We start from the raw sequence: 15,870 nt of genomic DNA on the forward strand, positions 1-15,870 counted from the left end.
TCACGTTTCAAGCCGACACGCCAGAGGGAAAGTTACGTTCCCGTACCATTTCGAGTGGATAATCGGCGGCAACAGCCGGTTCCAATGATTCGGAGGAAGCATGTCCCTACGTGACGACCAACTGGCGACGCTCCACGCCGCCGGCAAGGATTACGACTACTACAAGATCGCCGACCTCGACGGCGTCGACCACCTGCCCTACTCGCTGAAGGTGCTCGTGGAGAACCTGGTGCGCAACATCGACGGCACCAACATCACCGACGACCACGTCAGGGCGCTCCTCGACTGGGACCCGGACGCCGAACCCAGCCACGAGATCCAGTTCACCCCCTCCCGCGTCGTCATGCAGGACTTCACCGGCGTGCCCTGCATCGTCGACCTCGCCACCATGCGCGACGCCGTGAAGAACCTCGGCGGCGATCCCGAGGTCATCAACCCGCAGGTCCAGTCCGACATGGTCATCGACCACTCCGTGCAGATCGACAAGTACGCGCTGCCCAACGCCGTCGAACTCAACATGGACATCGAATACCAGCGCAACGGCGAACGCTACCAGTTCCTGCGCTGGGGCCAGCAGGCGTTCCGCAACTTCCGCGTCGTGCCGCCGGGAACCGGCATCATCCACCAGGTCAACATCGAATACCTCGCCAAGGTCGTCATGACGAAGGCGGGGGAGCGCGGCCGCCAGCTCGCCTACCTCGACTCGTGCGTCGGCACCGACTCGCACACCACCACCGAAAACGGCCTCGGCGTGCTCGGCTGGGGCGTCGGCGGCATCGAGGCCGAGGCCGCCATGCTCGGCCAGCCGATCTCCATGCTCGTGCCGCGCGTCGTCGGCTTCAAGCTCACCGGCTCCATTCCCGAGGGCGTGACCGCCACCGACGTGGTGCTCACCATCACCGACATGCTGCGCAAGCACGGCGTTGTCGGCAAGTTCGTCGAATTCTACGGCGAGGGCATCGCCTCCGTGCCGCTCGCCAACCGCGCCACCATCGGCAACATGAGCCCCGAATTCGGCTCCACCTGCGGCATCTTCCCCATCGACGACGTCACGCTCGACTACCTGCGCCTGACCGGCCGCTCCGACGAGCAGGTCGCGCTCGTCGAGGCCTACGCGAAGGCCAACAAGCTGTGGGGCGACGCCAAGGACCCCGACTACGTCGAACCGAAGTACTCCGAGTACATGGAGCTCGACCTCGGGACCGTCGTGCCGTCCATCGCCGGCCCGAAGCGCCCGCAGGACCGCATCGTCCTGTCCGAGGCGAAGCAGACGTTCGAGAAGACGCTCCCCGCCTACGAGACCGAGAGAACCGTCAAGGAGCCGGTGCCCGTCTCCACCGACTTCCGCGGCGACTTCGACCTCAACAACGGCGACGTGGCCATCGCCTCGATCACGTCCTGCACGAACACCTCCAACCCGTCCGTCATGGTCGCCGCCGGCCTCATCGCCCGCAACGCGCACCTGAAGGGCTTGAAGCCCAAGCCGTGGGTGAAGACCTCGCTCGCGCCCGGCTCGCAGGTCGTCGCCGACTACCTCAAGGCCGCCGGCCTCCAGGACGACCTCGACGCGCTCGGCTACGAGCTCGTCGGCTTCGGCTGCGCCACCTGCATCGGCAACTCCGGCCCGCTGCTGCCCGAGATCAGCGAGGCCATCAACGCGAACGACATGACCGTCACCGCCGTGTTGTCCGGCAACCGCAACTTCGAAGGCCGCATCAGCCCGGACGTCAAGATGAACTACCTCGCCTCGCCGCCGCTCGTCATCGCCTACGCGCTCGCCGGCACGATGGACTTCGACTTCGCCACGCAGCCGCTCGGCGTCGATCCCGACGGCAATGACGTGTACCTGAAGGACATCTGGCCGACCAACGAGGAGGTCGCCGCCGTGGTCAACGGCACGGTCAGCCGCGAGATGTTCCTCAAGGACTACGCCTCCGTGTTCGAGGGCGACCGCCGCTGGAAGGGCCTCGACGTGCCCGAAGGCGAGCTGTTCGCCTGGGATCCGAAGTCCACGTACGTGCGCCGCCAGACGTTCTTCGACGGCATGAGCGCGGAGCCTGCCCCGGTCTCCGACATCCACGGCGCGCGCGTGCTCGCCCTGCTCGGCGACTCCGTCACCACCGACCACATCTCGCCGGCCGGCGCGTTCAAGGCGTCCAGCCCCGCCGGCAGGTACCTGACCGAGCGCGGCGTGGAGCCGAAGAACTTCAACTCCTACGGTTCACGCCGCGGCAACCACGAGATCATGGTGCGCGGCACGTTCGGCAACATCCGCCTGCGCAACCAGCTGCTCGCCTCGGTGGGCGAGGAGGTCACGCCCGGCGGCTACACCTACGACTTCACCACCGGCAAGCCGTCCACGATCTTCGACGCGTCCCTCAACTACAAGGCCGCGGGCACGCCGCTCGTCGTGCTCGCCGGCAAGGAGTACGGCACTGGCTCCTCGCGCGACTGGGCCGCGAAGGGCACGCTGATGCTCGGCGTGAAGGCCGTCATCACCGAAAGCTTCGAACGCATCCACCGTTCCAACCTCATCGGCATGGGCGTGCTGCCGCTCCAGTTCCCCGAAGGCGAGTCCTATGCGTCGCTCGGCCTCGACGGCACGGAGACCTACGACATCGACGGCGTCGAGGAGCTCAACTCCGGCGTCACGCCGAAGACTGTGCGCGTGACCGCCACGAAGGCCGACGGTTCGACGGTCGGATTCGACGCGGTCGTGCGCATCGACACGCCCGGCGAGGCCGACTACTACCGCAACGGCGGCATCCTCCAGTACGTGCTGAGGAACCTCATGCGCAAGTAAGCGGCATATGGCCATGCCCGGCCGCAAGGCGGGACAAGAGAAGGGGGTTGGAACGGATCAGGTTCCAACCCCTCCCTGCGTCGTACCCGGCCGGACCACCCTCCGACGCGCCACGCGCGCCACCTCCCGCCAGCGGGAGGCCAGTGAACGACAATCCACGGGTGAGACCGTCGCCATGCCCCTGCCGGCGGGAAGCGAGTATGTCGGCTCCACCAGCGGGAGGCGAGAATCCGTACGCGGGTGAGGTCGATGCCCCCGCCGGCGGGGGCTCCCGCGAAGCGGGTGGGGGTGGTTCCGCGCGTCAGCCGGCCTGCTGGCGGTACTGCTTCCAGATCTCCGAGAGCTTCATGCCGTCCGACGTGCGCCTCCATACGTCCAGGCCGCCGCTCGCCTTGCCGCCGGCCGCCGCCTTCGCCGCGGCCGTGGGGGAGGCGTGCTCGGATCCGTCGTCGAGACGGAACCTGCCGGTCTCGGTCACGGTCGCATACCAGCGTTCGCCCTTGCGCGGACGCTCCCAGACGAGCCTCTCGCCGGGGATGAGCAGACCCGCCTTGACGACCTGACGGATCGTGACGCGCCGCGACCCGTGCGCCGGCTTGGCCGCGGCGGCCTCGACGAGCGCCTCGTTGCCCTTCCCGGTCAGATCCGTATGGTTCTCGTCGTAGCGAATCTGCCAATAGTCGGCGATGAGCCGGATCGTCTCCTCCTGACGGTGCCTGAGCATCGCCGGCGTGCACTCGTTGAAGTCCTTCAGCCCGTCGGTCAGCGGGAACCGGCGCGAGTCGACGCGCACGAGAATGCGGTCGCGGCGCTTCCCGTATTCCGTGATCCTGTCGAGCTGGTCGGGCGCGCCCTGCGCGAGCGCCATGTTGCCGAGACGGTACATCCAATGGTCGTGGTCGTCCTGCGTCCAGTTCGCGAACGATGCGGACCGTTCGATGTCCAACGGCATGATGGCCAGCGCGCTCAGACGGCGCGGACGGGCGAGATGCGCGCCTGCGGCCTGCTCGTTCGCGCGGATGAGCAGCAGGCGGATCAGTTCGTCGTCGCCCTGCATCTCGCCGTGCAGACGCACCAGGGCGCCGGTGCGGTCGTCGGCCTTGACGGACAGGCCGCGCACCAGATTCGTCGGATACCCCTTGTCGAGGTCGCGGATCGCGGCCGTCATATGCCCGCGGCGGGTGAACGCGCTCACCCGGTTCAGCGTGTCGATGCCGGTGACGCGTTCCAATGCGGCGAGCACCTCGTTGAGACGCTGCATGTCGTGGCCGCCGAGCGTCTTCGCCGTCGCGTTCGCGCGTGCGGCGCGGCCGGCGCGCGACGCGAACGGCGACACGTCGGGGGAGCCGAGGTTGCGGTACGAGTGGACGAGCGTCCACATGGCGACCGCCTTCCACTCGTGGTTGCGGTAGTCGTTCAACGCTTCGAGACGGAACTTCACCTCGTCCGGCAAGACCGTGTCCGTGGAGTGGGCGATGACCTGCCATGCGGCGGCATACGGCGCGAGCACCGTTTCGATGAACGCGGGCACGTCGCCGGCGTCGATGCGCGGCTGCAGCACGTCGGCGAGGAACTCCTCGATGAGCTTGTCGGTGGAATGCTTGTGCGTGAGGATCATGTGCAGCGTCGCGAAGAACTCCTCGGTGGACTGCGGATCGTCGCCGAGCGGATCCATGACGTCGTCCCAGCGCGCGGCGTACATGTCCATTTCCGCCGGCTTCAGCGCGGAGGTGGCGCGCGCCTTGAACACGTCGGACGCGGTGAGCGGGAGCCCCCGCATGTTCATCACGTCGAAGATGCGGTGCGCGCCGTCCAGATCGTCGGTGGTGACGATCACCAACGTGACCATCTTGACCATGTACGAGGCGAACGCGCGGCGCTCCTCCTCGTCCAGGCCCGACAGTTCGTCGTAGACGCGCTTCGTGTTGCGCGTGATGTTGCGCTGCGCGGCGGTCGTCCAATCCTCGTCGGTCAGATCGAACAGCGCCTCCAGATTGCCTTCCTGCACGTATTCGCGGAAGAACGCGGCGTCCCGTTCGCGCAGGGTGAGCCTCGGCTCGTTGGCGATGCCGCGCAGCTTGTCGCCCGGGTCGACGATGAGATGGTCGAGCAGGGTCATCCATTCGGGGTCGCGTTCCAGATCGCGCAACGCGGCGATGATGATCGACAGGGAGACGAGGCGCTGCTGGCCGTCGATCACCTCGTAGCGGGGGCCTCCCTCGCGCACCAGGATGAGCGAGCCGAGGAAGTAGGGGGTCTCCGGCGTCTTGCACGCCTCCAGCAGGTCGTTCACCAGTTGGAGGATGTTCTCCGGCCTCCAGATGTAGGCGCGTTGGAACGAGGGGATCGACAGGATGTAGTCCGGCGTGAACACGTCACCCAGCGGCAGTTCCTTGGCGTTGATACCCATCTCATGTTCCTTCCGGCGTCTTCGGCCGAGCCCGCGGACCGCTGCGGGGCATGACGACCCTCTTTCGTTTTTGTCACGTAACAGCCTAGCAGCGCGCGGCCTGCTCCGCGGGCATCGCGCGCCCGACGTGTTGCGACGTGGCTCACATGATTCGCCCGCGACCGGCCGGGCGCGGGTCTCGTTCCTCACGATCCGATGAGGTGCGGCCACGCCGGATGCGGGGCCGGCGGGATGGGCGGGCTATGGCCGCATCGGCAGGTCGGCGCGCTCCACGAGCCGGGCCATCTGCACGCGTCCCATCGCGAGCTTGTCCGCCGCGTTCGACAGGTGCGCCTTCGCGGTGCGTTCGGAGATGAACATGCGTGCGGCGATCTGCGCGTTCGTGAATCCCTCGGCGGCGAGGACCACCGCCTCGCGCTCCCGTTCGGGCAACGCGTCGAGCAGGGCGCGCGCCTCGTCGCGTCGGGAGGTCGGCCGCTGGGCGTGCAGTCCGGTGATGAGCTGTCGTTGGCTCGCCGTGTTGAACTGCGGCGCGTCGTCGCAGACGCCGAGCACACGTCGGATGATGTCGCCGGGCGCGTCCGTCTTCGACACGAATCCCTCCGCCCCGGCCTCCACCGCACGCTCGACCGTGTTCGACGGGCTCAACGAGGTGAGCATCAGCACGTGCGGAGGATGGGGGAGCGCCCGCATCCGGCGTGTGGCCTCGATGCCGTCCATGCCGGGCATGGCGATGTCCATGAGCACCACGTCCGGCTGCACGTCGTTCGCGAGCGTCACCGCCTCGGCCCCTCCCGTCGCCGTCGAGGCCACGATGATGCGGCCGTCCGAATAATCGGTGAGGATCAGCGACATCGCCTGACAGATCATCGGATCGTCGTCCACGACGATCACCCGCACCGGAGGTTCCGCATCGGTGCGCTTGCGTTGCTGTTCTTCACTCACAAGCCCATACTATGGCAGAACCATGGTGTCGGAGCGGATTGGCGCGGGCCGCGCGCCGGTCCTCATGGCCGGCGTTCGTTCGGTGCGCGCCAGACCCACGGCAACGTCACGTCCACATGGAAGACGCTGCGGTCGTCCACGCCGTACCGGCAGTCGCCTCCCGACTCCCGCGCCCGCGCGACGAGACCCGGCAGACCCGCGCCCGGTTGCCGCGGGGACGATTCGACGGCATCGGACTCTCCCATGGCCGCGATGAGGCCGGCTACGGGGGAGCCAGCCACGGAGCCGGCCGATGACGGGACCGGCGGCGACACCGACGGGGCGACCGGATTGGTCACGTGGACGTGGACGCCGTTCTCCGGATTGGCCGTCACCTCCAGCGAGACCGGTGCCCCCGGCGCATGCCGTCGTGCGTTCGTCAATCCCTCCTGCACGGCGCGGTAGGCGGTCTTCGCGGTCGAATCGTTCAGATCGCCGAGCTGGCGGATGTCGATCCACGTGTTGAGCGACATGCCCGCGTTCCGTGCGTCGACGAGAAGATCGTCCAGCGAATCGCGCGTCAACGCGGTCTCATCGGAAGGGGCCAGCTGCTCCCATGCTGTCTGCGGGTGGCGCAGCATGTCGATGATCTGGTGGGCCTCGTCCAACGCGCCGGCCGCCTGTCGGCGGATGTCCTCCGCCTTGCGCGCGATCGCCGTCGCCTGTTCGGACGGCGGCAGATGCGACGCCTCGGCCTGCAGGGCGCTCGCGTTCAGAGCGAGCAGGGACAGCGAGTGGGCGAGCGTGTCGTGCGCCTCGGCGGCGATCGCGTCGGCGAGACGCTGGTCCGCGAGATCGGAGCGGAGCGTCCGCGCATGGGATACGGCGGCGTCCGCCTGCGCCTGCGCGGTCGACAGCCTCGCCCGCGAACGGATGTGCAGGCCGGACAAGGTGGCGATGAGCGTGCCCACGAGGCCGACGACGATGGCGGTGACGACGATCGGAGTCTCCCCGGTCATCATCACGATGGGGACGCCGTCCGTGCCCGTGCCCGGTTCCGCGAAGACCTCATGCCAGAACGAGGCCTCGGCCGGGTGCAGTGCGTCGCGCAGATGCGCCCATACGGCCACCGCCGCGCCCGCGCCGACCGCGCGGATCGTGCGTGCCCGGTCCGAACGGCGGGCGATCAGCGCGGTCAACGCCATGAGCATGAGCAGCGGATCGTACGGGAACACCGTCACCGCGGCGCAGCAGCTCCAGAACACGGCCTCCGGATGCTTGTCGCGGGCGGTCAGCAGCAGCGGGAACGCGAAGGCGAGCAGGGTGGCGAGCATCATCCACAGGTAGGCGCCGCCATGGGGGTCCTTCGTATACGGCGTGGCGGCATACGCGCATTGGACCAGGCACATCGTCGCGGCGAACGGGACCATGGCGAACGTGCATGCCCGTTTCGTGCGTACCGGAACCTCGTCGGCCGGTGCGGCCGCCGGCCGCGGATGTGCGTATGTCATGCAACCACTGTATGGCCGCGGCCCGGATCCGCGCCATTGGACATGCGGCCGTGTCGGATCCGTCCCATCCGCCCGATGGGGCACGCGGAAAGGTCCGTTCGTACACTGACGGTCGCGGCCACGGACCGGTAGCGTCGGTGGAAAGAGCCGCGGACGGTGGGTCCGCGCCAACGAGAAAGAAGGAATCATGAGCGAGACCAAGGCGAAGAAGCCGATCTTCAAGAAGTGGTGGTTCTGGGTCATCGTCGTCGTGGTCGTACTGGCCATCGGAGGCGCCGTGGGCGGCGGCTCGTCGAACGGGTCGGACTCCGCGTCGTCGGCCGCCACGAGCCAGAAGACGCAGGGCGGGGACTCCTCGAAGACGGACGGCGGCGCGTCGTCGGAGCAGAAGACCGAGAAGACCATCGAGCTTCAGGCCACCGCCACCGGCAACGGCACCGTCATCTGGACGAAGAGCGGGTCGAGCAACACCGAGCAGTTCTCAGGCTCCTGGTCGAAGACCTTCACCGGCGACGAGACCAAGGACCTCACCGGCGTGAGCGTCACCGGCGACGTCATGGGAGGCAACGACCAGAAGGTCACCTGCAAGGTGATCGTCAACGGCGAGGAGAAGGACTCCAAGGAGGCGACCGGCGCCGCCGGCAGCGCCTTCTGCACCGTGCCGCTGTTCTGATCCTAGCGGATTCGGGTCGACGCGGTTCCCGAGGACGGGCGGTCCCACCGGACAGATGCCGGGGAGCCGCCCATTTCCCCGTTCCCCCGACCGTTGTGATGCGGGCTGTGGGCTGAAATTCCCAGACAACGCCAAGTTGGCCGCGTAGGATGGGAACCGTCGATAACGAGAAGGAGCGATCATGACATTCGGTCAGCAGCCCCAGCCCAATCCCAACTACGAGCCGCAGGGCAACAACACGTTGAACACCGGCTATGGCGCGCCCCAATACCAGGTCGCGGGCCAGCAGAACGCCGGATACAGCCAGTACAACCAGCAGATGCCGCCCCAGTACGCCCAGCCGCGGTACGGGCAACCCCAGTACGCGTATGCCGGCCAGGGCGGCGCCGCGGCCACCGTCAACGGCCAGGTCGCCTACTCCTACGAGCAGGCCGAACGCGTCTCCGTCACCAAGGCGTACGGCGAGATGACCATCGGCCTCGTCGTGACCGCCCTGGTCGCCGTGCTCGCGCAGATCACCGGCGCCTACTACTACTTCCTCGCCGCCACCGGCGTGATCGGCCTCATCGGCCTGTGCGTCGTGCAGGTCGGCATGGCCATCGTGCTCGGCATGCGCATCACCAAGATGAGCGTCGGCGCGGCCCGCGCCATGTTCTACGTGTACGCCGCGCTCATGGGCTTCACCCTGAGCTCCATCTTCTGGGTGTACGACCTCGGCCAGATCGGCATCGCGCTCGGCGTCACCGCCGCGTTCTTCCTCGCCCTGACCATGTTCAGCCTCACCACGAAGTTCGACATGCTCAAGTTCGGGCCGATTCTCATGGTGGCGCTCGTCGTCCTTATCATCACCCAGCTGGTGCTCGCGTTCATCCCCGGCGTGAGCGGCATGACGCGCATCGTGTGCGCCATCGGCCTTGTCATCTTCGCCGGCATGACCATGTACGACGCCCAGTCCACGAGGGCCCTGTTCAAGGCGTACGAGGCGCAGGGGCCGGAGATGATCAGGAAGATCTCCATCCTGTGCGCCCTCAACCTGTACCTCGACTTCGTGAACATGTTCCTCTACATCCTTCAGCTGTTCGGCAGCAGGGACTGACGGGGAGCGCTGGGGTTCCCGCCCCGATCCGGCCCGACGGCCGGGCGACGGGCGGAATCCCCGGAATCGTTCATCGCGAAAGAAGGCCCGACCACATGGTGGTCGGGCCTTCCCGTATCCGCGCACGCGCACGGTAGGTTGAATCCCTATGGGAAGAACGGGAACACAGGGACGACAGGACATCATCGGCATGCTGTGCCTGACCGTATGCGCGCTCATCTGGGGGTTCGCGTTCGTCGCGCAGGTGCAGGGCATGGACGCGGTCACCCCGCTGTTCTTCAACGCCACGCGCTTCACGCTTGGCGCGGCCTCCCTCGTCCCCATCCTGCTCGTGCGGCACGGGCGCAACGGCAGGATCGACGAGACGGCCGGCGCCGACGCCGGGGTCGCCGTCGGCGCGACCACCGGCACCGGTGGCGAACCGGATTCCCAGTCGGCCCAGGCAAGGAGGACGCCGTTCCGTCGTGCGCTCGCCAACCCGTTCGTCGTCGGCGGCATCTGCGGCGCCGTGCTGTTCAGCGCGAGCACGCTCCAGCAGTACGGCATCCTCTACGGCAAATCCGCGGGCCGCGCCGGATTCCTCACCGCCCTGTACATCGTGATGGTGCCGCTGCTCGCCTTCGTGTTCCTCCGTCGCCGCATCGGCGTCCTCGTCGGCGTGGCCGTCATCCTCGCGGTCGCCGGATTCTACTGCCTGTGCATCACCGACGGCTTCGGGTCGATCGGCCTCGCCGACCTGCTGCTCCTGTTCACCGCGCTCCTGTTCGCCGCGCACATCCTCGTCATCGACGAATTCGGCGCCAAGATCGACGCAATCGAACTGTCGTTCATCCAGTTCTGCACCACCGCCGCGCTCAGCTGGCTCGGCTCCGCCGTGGAGGGCTCCATCGACTGGACGGGCGCCGCGGCCGCATGGGAGCCGATCGTCTACGCCGGCATCGGCTCGGTCGGCATCGCCTACACGCTGCAGGTCATCGGCCAGCAGTGGGTGCCGCCCACGCGCGCCAGCCTGCTCATGAGCCTCGAATCGTTCTTCTCCGCCGTGGGCGGGGCGATCTTCCTCGGCGAGGTGATGACCCCGCGCGGCTATCTCGGCTGCGCGCTCATCTTCCTCGGCACGATGCTCGCCCAGGCTCCCGCGCGGCTGCCGCGGTGGATGCGCCGCGACGACGGCGCCGCCCCGGCGGTCCCGACCGTTCCGCAGACGCCGGGGGAGTGAGGCCGGTACCGGTGCCCGCCCGGCGAGGGGCCTCAGTCCGTGGTCTTCGGCGTCTGCTCGACCACCGGCGCGCCGTTGATGTCGCGGTGGATGTTCTGCATCTGCACCTCGATGTTCTGCAGGCTCCGCGCGCAGTCGAGCAGCGTCTGCGAATGTTCGCTCAGCCGCGCGTCCGGCAGGTCGGTCTTGTAGCGCAGCGCGTGCTCGAGACTCGCCCAATAGTCCATGGCGATCGTGCGGAACTGCACCTCGACCGGCGTGTAGTGCGCGCCGGAGGAGAGGAACACGGGCACCGCGTAGATCACGTGCAGGGAACGGTAGCCGTTCTGCTTCGGCCGTTTGATGTAGTCCTTGACGCGCAGCACCTGGATGTCCGACTGGGCGGACAGGTAGTTCGACACCGAATACACGTCGTCCCGGTAGTTGCAGATCACACGGATGCCGGCCACATCGAACAGGTTGTCCTTGATGGATTCGACGGCGATCGGCAGCCCCTTGCGCTCCAGCTTGCCGATGATCGAGTTCACCGATTTGAGGCGCCGCTCCATGTGATGGATCGGATCGTGCGCGAACCGCACCTGGAACTCGTTGTCGAGGATCTCGAGCTTCGTCGAGATCTCGTACATCGCGCCCTCGTACACCTGCATGAGGTCCACGAACTCGGTGATCTGGTCTGCGGTGAAGATGCTGTCCGACAGGTTCAGGCCCTTCAACCGGGCTTTGAGGTCGGCGCTGCTCAATCGGGAATGTCGGTCAAGTATCACGGCAACGATTATAGCCGCGGGCGGCGCGCCGACCTGATGACCTGCCGGAAATCTCCTCACGAACATCCAACCGCCGCGACGCATCCCTGCGCCGGCCGCGTCGCATACCACGTGCGGGACATGCCGTGACCCGGCCGTCCCATAGAATGGAACGCTGTGAACGAAGACATGATGACCGAGGCGGAGCGCGCCTCATACGACGTCGAGACCGCCGACGCGGCCGCCATCGCCGGCCGACGCGGCAAGGGCGTGTTCCACATCGACACGCTCGGCTGCCAGATGAACGTGCACGATTCCGAGCGCATCGCCGGCGTGCTCGAGGCGGACGGCTACGTGCCCGCCACCGAGGAGCAGGTCGCCTCGCGCGACCTCGACCTGATCGTGCTCAACACGTGCGCGGTGCGCGAGAACGCCACCGAGAAGATGTACGGCACGGTCGGCCGGTACAACCGCGTCAAACTGCACCGTCCGAACCTGCAGATCGCGGTCGGCGGCTGCATGGCGCAGATCGACAGGAGGAAGATCGCCGACAAGGCCCCGTGGGTGTCCGCCGTGTTCGGTACGAAGAACCTCGACTCGCTGCCGCGCCTGCTCGACCAGAACCGCGCCACCGGCAAGCCGCAGGTCGAGGTGACCGACGCGCTCGAGCAGATGCCGAGCGACCTGCCCGCCGCGCGCGCCTCCCGCGTGAGCTCGTGGGTGGCGATCTCCGTGGGCTGCAACAACACGTGCACGTTCTGCATCGTGCCCACCACGCGCGGCAGGGAGCGCGACCGCCGCCCCGGCGACATCCTCGACGAGATCCGCCGCTGCGTCGCCGGCGGCGCGAAGGAGATCACGCTGCTCGGCCAGAACGTGAACTCGTTCGGCTACGGCATCGGCGACCGGTACGCGTTCAGCAAGCTGCTGCGCGCCTGCGGCGAGATCGAGGGATTGGAGCGCGTGCGCTTCACCTCGCCCCACCCGGCCGCGTTCACCGACGACGTGATCGCCGCGATGGCCGAGACGCCGAACGTCATGCATCAGCTGCACTTCCCGCTCCAGTCCGGCTCCGACCGCATCCTCAAGGCGATGCGTCGATCCTACCGTTCCGCCAGGTTCCTTGACATCCTCGGCCGCATCCGCGCCGCCATGCCCGACGCGCAGATCTCCACCGACGTGATCGTCGGCTTCCCCGGCGAGACGGAGGAGGACTTCCAGGCCACGCTCGACGTGATGCGCGAGGCGCGCTTCTCGTCCGCGTTCATGTTCATCTACTCGCCGCGCCCGGGCACGCCGGCCGCCGCCATGGAGCAGCTGCCGCACGACGTCGTCCAGGAGCGGTTCGAGCGTCTTGTCGCGCTGCAGGAGCGGATCACCGAGGAGAACCTCGCCACGTTCGAGGGCCGCGACGTCGAGGTGATGGTCACCGGCCAGCAGGGCAAGAAGGATTCGGACACGCACCGCGTCACCGGACGCGAGAAGACCGGCGTGCTCGTCCACATCGGCGTGCCGGAGGGCGAGCCGACGCCGCGCATCGGCGACTTCGTGACCGCGACCGTCACGCATGCGGGGCGCCACAACCTCATCGCCGATCCCGATCCGAGGAAGGGGCAGACCTACCATGTGCGCCACTGAAACAGGTCCGGCCCCCGCCTCCGAGGACGGGACGCCCGTCGCCGAACCCCGCGTCGTCTCGATCGTCGGCCCCACCGCCTCCGGCAAGACCGGTCTCGGCATCGCCATCGCCGAGCGTCTCGCCGAAGCCGGCCAGAAGGCCGAGATCGTCAACGCGGACGCCTACCAGATGTACCGCGGCATGGACGTGGGCACCGCGAAGGCGACGAAGGAGGAGCAGGCGCGCGTGCCGCACCATCTCATCGACATCATCGACCCGGACGACACGATGACCGTCGCACGCTTCCAGAAGCTCGCGCGCGACACGATCGCCGACCTGAAGTCGCGCGGCGTGCGCCCGATCCTCGTCGGCGGCTCCGGCCTCTACGCGCGCGCCGCCATCGACGACATCTCGTTCCCCGGCACCGATCCGGAGGTGCGCAGGCGGCTCGAGGAGCGTGAGAAGGCGGAGGGCGCGACCGCGCTGTTCGAGGAGCTCAAGGCGAAGGATCCGCAGGCGGCCGCGCGCATGGACCCGCGCAACCCGCGCCGCACGATCCGAGCGCTCGAGGTCATCGAGATCACCGGACGCCCCTATTCGGCGAGCCTGCCGCGCTACCGCTACGTGATCCCGTCCGTGCAGATCGGCCTCGACCTGGACCGCCGCGAGCTCGACCGCCGCATCGGCATCCGCACCGCGAGGATGCGCGAGGACGGCTTCCTCGACGAGGTGCGCCGCCTGCGCCCGCATCTGGGCTTCACCGCCGGCCGCGCGCTCGGCTACCAGCAGATGATCGACCTGCTCGACGGCATGTGGGACGAGGAGGAGGACGCCTGGGCGGACATCGCGCAGAAGACCCGCCGTCTCGCCCGCAAGCAGATGGGATGGTTCGGCCGCGACCCGCGCATCCACTGGCTCGAAGCGCTGAACCCGCGTCTCGTCGACAACGCGATGGCCGTCATCGCGCACGCCGACGCCGGCGACTACGACGCGATCGACGCGCACGCCGACGAATACGTCCAGCATCATCTCGGCGACATCGCCTGAATCCGGATATGAAAGGGCGCCGTCAGTGCGCGGGGCCCTGCTCGAAGCCGGCGATGAGGAACACGCGCGTCGGATTCGCCGGACGCACGATCGCGGCGAACATGCGCTCGAAGCCGGACGTGTCGCCCCGGTAGGCCGCATGCTTCGCGGCCTTGTACGCCTCGCGCGTCACCGGGCCCCAGTCGAGGTCCCAGCCGGCGTCGTGCGCGAGCCGCGAGGCGAACATGCGCAGCGTCATCGCGTTGCCGCCGCGGAACGGGTGCAGGTAGCCGAGCTCGTCGTACACGTGGGCCAGCCGGTGCGTGAACTCGCCGCGGTCCAACGCCTGAAGGTTGCGCCGCTCCGCCAGCTCGGTGGCGATGTTGAGCGCGCCCGTCTCGATCAGACCGGCAGGGAAGAACGCCTCCGGGTTGCGGGCGAGCGCCGTGTCGTTCGTCACGCCGCGCGACGTGTCCGACGTGCGCAGACGGCCCGCGTCGTCGAACACGCCCTCGAACAGGCCCCGGTGGATGGCGGTCAGCTCGTCGAGGTCGCCGGTCGGACGCCACGGGCGCTCGACCAGCAGCACGGTGCGGGCGAACACGGACGCCGCACGGTCGCGCGCATGGTCGTCGAGCGAGCCGTCCGCGAGACGCGCGGCGCCCACCACATGCGACGTCTCCTCGTCCGCCGCGTCGATGAGGGCGCCGACGTCGATCCGGCCCGCCTCGTAGTCGGCCGCGGCGCGCATCGTCGCATCGCCCGGCGTCATCGAATCCAACGCGCAGTTCTTCAGTGCAAATGCGACTGCGCTCGCACGTTCGGCTGGAGTCATGCACCCCATGATAGACCACGACGCGCGTTCCCGGGCGTCCCCCGGGACCGTCGTATGGGGAATTGACGATGATTCGTGCGGCGCGCGCGACACGGTACGAGCGATTCGCTACATTGGAGTGCGCTATGGCAAAGACACGAGGAAGCAGGGGCGCCGGCTCGGGCGCGAACGACGGGCGGACCCGTCGCATGGATCCGGTGAACGAGGGGGACTACATGGACGAACCGTTGTGGCGGCGCGCGCTGCTCGCCGTGCCGCGCGCATTGGGGTCCGCGGTACGCTCCGTCTCCGGCGTGGGCGAGTTCGACCCCGCGTACCGTCGCGACGGCCTGTGCTTCGCGCTGCTCGTGTTCGGCGTGCTGTTCTGCGCGTCCGAATGGTTCCGCGTGCAGGGGCCGTTCGGACGTCTCCTGCACGCGCTCGCCGCCGGCGTGTTCGGCGTGATGAGCGTCATGCTGCCCGTCCTGCTGTTCCTCGTCGCGTTCCGGCTCATGCGCAACTCCGGCAAAGGCTCCGGCAACCCGCGCGTCATGACCGGATGGGTGATGCTCCTGTGGTCGGTCTGCTCGATCATCGACGTGGCGCTCGCCGCCGGCACGCCCGGATTCGACTGGACGGCGATCCAGAACGCGGGCGGCCTCATCGGCTACGCGCTCGGCTCGCCGCTCGCCTGGGGGCTTTCGCGCGCGTTCGCCATCGTCGTGTTCGTGATCGTCGGCCTGTTCTCGCTGCTGCTCATCTCGGGCCTGCACGTCACCGACCTGCCCGGACTGTTCCGCCGCGTCGTCGCGCGCATCCAGGGCAGGCCCGTCGACGAGGCGGACCACGGTCGCGGCGACGACGGGTTCCCGAACGAGGTGCGCGTCGGCGACGGCACCATCGCGTTCGCCGACGGCGTGCCCACGCACGACGGCGACGACGACGGCACGGACGACGGCGCGTCGCGAGGCGGTTCCGGCGCGTTCGGATGGCTGTCGCGCCTGTTCTCGCGCCGCCGCGCCGCCGACGACCC

At 68.2% G+C, this 15,870-nt stretch carries 12 protein-coding genes; 7 read left to right on the forward strand and 5 right to left on the reverse strand.

Annotation, left to right across the window (positions count from 1 at the left end):
- The first annotated feature begins 100 nt into the window (after positions 1-100).
- Positions 101-2,803 carry an aconitate hydratase AcnA gene (gene acnA, locus Uis4E_RS06600; RefSeq protein WP_101622407.1) on the forward strand — a complete coding sequence of 901 codons (2,703 nt, stop codon included), beginning with the start codon at positions 101-103 and terminating at the stop codon, positions 2,801-2,803.
- Between the two features lie 301 nt (positions 2,804-3,104).
- Here acnA and Uis4E_RS06605 read toward each other — a convergent pair whose 3' ends face one another.
- The 3 genes from Uis4E_RS06605 to Uis4E_RS06615 all read right to left on the reverse strand — a co-directional run bounded on the left by Uis4E_RS06605 (position 3,105) and on the right by Uis4E_RS06615 (position 7,567).
- Positions 3,105-5,213 (reverse strand): GmrSD restriction endonuclease domain-containing protein, encoded by a 2,109-nt coding sequence (locus Uis4E_RS06605; RefSeq protein ID WP_101622408.1) that lies wholly within the window; start codon positions 5,211-5,213, stop codon positions 3,105-3,107.
- Positions 5,214-5,453: 240 nt separating this feature from the next.
- Positions 5,454-6,158, reverse strand: coding sequence for a response regulator (locus Uis4E_RS06610; RefSeq protein WP_279324952.1), 705 nt, complete (start codon positions 6,156-6,158; stop codon positions 5,454-5,456).
- 62 nt (positions 6,159-6,220) lie between these two features.
- Entirely contained in the window at positions 6,221-7,567 is a 1,347-nt protein-coding gene (locus tag Uis4E_RS06615; protein WP_101622423.1) for a sensor histidine kinase, read from the reverse strand.
- Between the two features lie 268 nt (positions 7,568-7,835).
- On the opposite strand from Uis4E_RS06615, the gene Uis4E_RS06620 reads away from it, so the two are divergent.
- The 3 genes from Uis4E_RS06620 to Uis4E_RS06630 all read left to right on the forward strand — a co-directional run bounded on the left by Uis4E_RS06620 (position 7,836) and on the right by Uis4E_RS06630 (position 10,636).
- A complete protein-coding gene (locus Uis4E_RS06620) occupies positions 7,836-8,321 on the forward strand; it encodes a hypothetical protein (RefSeq protein WP_101622409.1) in 486 nt (161 codons plus the stop codon).
- 181 nt (positions 8,322-8,502) lie between these two features.
- Complete coding sequence (locus Uis4E_RS06625) at positions 8,503-9,417, forward strand: Bax inhibitor-1/YccA family protein (protein ID WP_101622410.1); 915 nt, start codon at positions 8,503-8,505, stop codon at positions 9,415-9,417.
- Positions 9,418-9,607: 190 nt separating this feature from the next.
- Complete coding sequence (locus tag Uis4E_RS06630) at positions 9,608-10,636, forward strand: DMT family transporter (RefSeq protein ID WP_101622411.1); 1,029 nt, start codon at positions 9,608-9,610, stop codon at positions 10,634-10,636.
- A 32-nt stretch (positions 10,637-10,668) separates the two neighbouring features.
- On the opposite strand, the gene Uis4E_RS06635 is transcribed toward Uis4E_RS06630, so the two are convergent.
- Positions 10,669-11,409: a GTP pyrophosphokinase gene (locus Uis4E_RS06635; RefSeq protein ID WP_423734924.1), complete on the reverse strand. Its 741-nt coding sequence runs from the start codon at positions 11,407-11,409 to the stop codon at positions 10,669-10,671.
- Between the two features lie 159 nt (positions 11,410-11,568).
- Here Uis4E_RS06635 and miaB point away from each other — a divergent pair, with 159 nt between their 5' ends.
- Both miaB and miaA read left to right on the forward strand, forming a co-directional pair.
- The gene (gene miaB / locus Uis4E_RS06640) at positions 11,569-13,017 is read left to right on the forward strand and encodes a tRNA (N6-isopentenyl adenosine(37)-C2)-methylthiotransferase MiaB (protein WP_101622424.1); all 1,449 of its coding nucleotides are present in this window, start codon (positions 11,569-11,571) and stop codon (positions 13,015-13,017) included.
- A complete protein-coding gene (gene miaA, locus Uis4E_RS06645) occupies positions 13,004-14,044 on the forward strand; it encodes a tRNA (adenosine(37)-N6)-dimethylallyltransferase MiaA (protein WP_101622413.1) in 1,041 nt (346 codons plus the stop codon). The genes miaB and miaA overlap by 14 nt, the downstream gene beginning before the upstream one ends.
- A 22-nt stretch (positions 14,045-14,066) precedes the next feature.
- Here the strand turns inward: miaA and Uis4E_RS06650 are convergent, their stop codons facing one another.
- Positions 14,067-14,858 (reverse strand): Fic/DOC family protein, encoded by a 792-nt coding sequence (locus Uis4E_RS06650; RefSeq protein ID WP_101622414.1) that lies wholly within the window; start codon positions 14,856-14,858, stop codon positions 14,067-14,069.
- Positions 14,859-14,983: 125 nt separating this feature from the next.
- Between Uis4E_RS06650 and Uis4E_RS06655 the strand changes: the two genes are divergently transcribed.
- Positions 14,984-15,870, forward strand: an 887-nt coding sequence (locus tag Uis4E_RS06655; RefSeq protein ID WP_207764555.1) for a DNA translocase FtsK 4TM domain-containing protein, incomplete at its 3' end; no start/stop codon positions are given.

The organism is Bifidobacterium parmae (assembly GCF_002860365.1).
In the GTDB taxonomy this organism is placed as follows: domain Bacteria; phylum Actinomycetota; class Actinomycetes; order Actinomycetales; family Bifidobacteriaceae; genus Bifidobacterium; species Bifidobacterium parmae.

What these genes read in the sequence shown, in the direction of transcription:
- Uis4E_RS06625 (WP_101622410.1), top strand. Translation starts at nt 8,503, where the DNA reads ATGACATTCGGTCAGCAGCCCCAGCCCAATCCCAACTACGAGCCGCAG.
- acnA (WP_101622407.1), top strand. Translation starts at nt 101, where the DNA reads ATGTCCCTACGTGACGACCAACTGGCGACGCTCCACGCCGCCGGCAAG.
- miaB (WP_101622424.1), top strand. Translation starts at nt 11,569, where the DNA reads ATGATGACCGAGGCGGAGCGCGCCTCATACGACGTCGAGACCGCCGAC.
- Uis4E_RS06630 (WP_101622411.1), top strand. Translation starts at nt 9,608, where the DNA reads ATGCTGTGCCTGACCGTATGCGCGCTCATCTGGGGGTTCGCGTTCGTC.
- Uis4E_RS06605 (WP_101622408.1), bottom strand. Translation starts at nt 5,213, where the DNA reads ATGGGTATCAACGCCAAGGAACTGCCGCTGGGTGACGTGTTCACGCCG.
- Uis4E_RS06615 (WP_101622423.1), bottom strand. Translation starts at nt 7,567, where the DNA reads ATGGTCCCGTTCGCCGCGACGATGTGCCTGGTCCAATGCGCGTATGCC.
- Uis4E_RS06650 (WP_101622414.1), bottom strand. Translation starts at nt 14,858, where the DNA reads ATGACTCCAGCCGAACGTGCGAGCGCAGTCGCATTTGCACTGAAGAAC.
- Uis4E_RS06620 (WP_101622409.1), top strand. Translation starts at nt 7,836, where the DNA reads ATGAGCGAGACCAAGGCGAAGAAGCCGATCTTCAAGAAGTGGTGGTTC.
- miaA (WP_101622413.1), top strand. Translation starts at nt 13,004, where the DNA reads ATGTGCGCCACTGAAACAGGTCCGGCCCCCGCCTCCGAGGACGGGACG.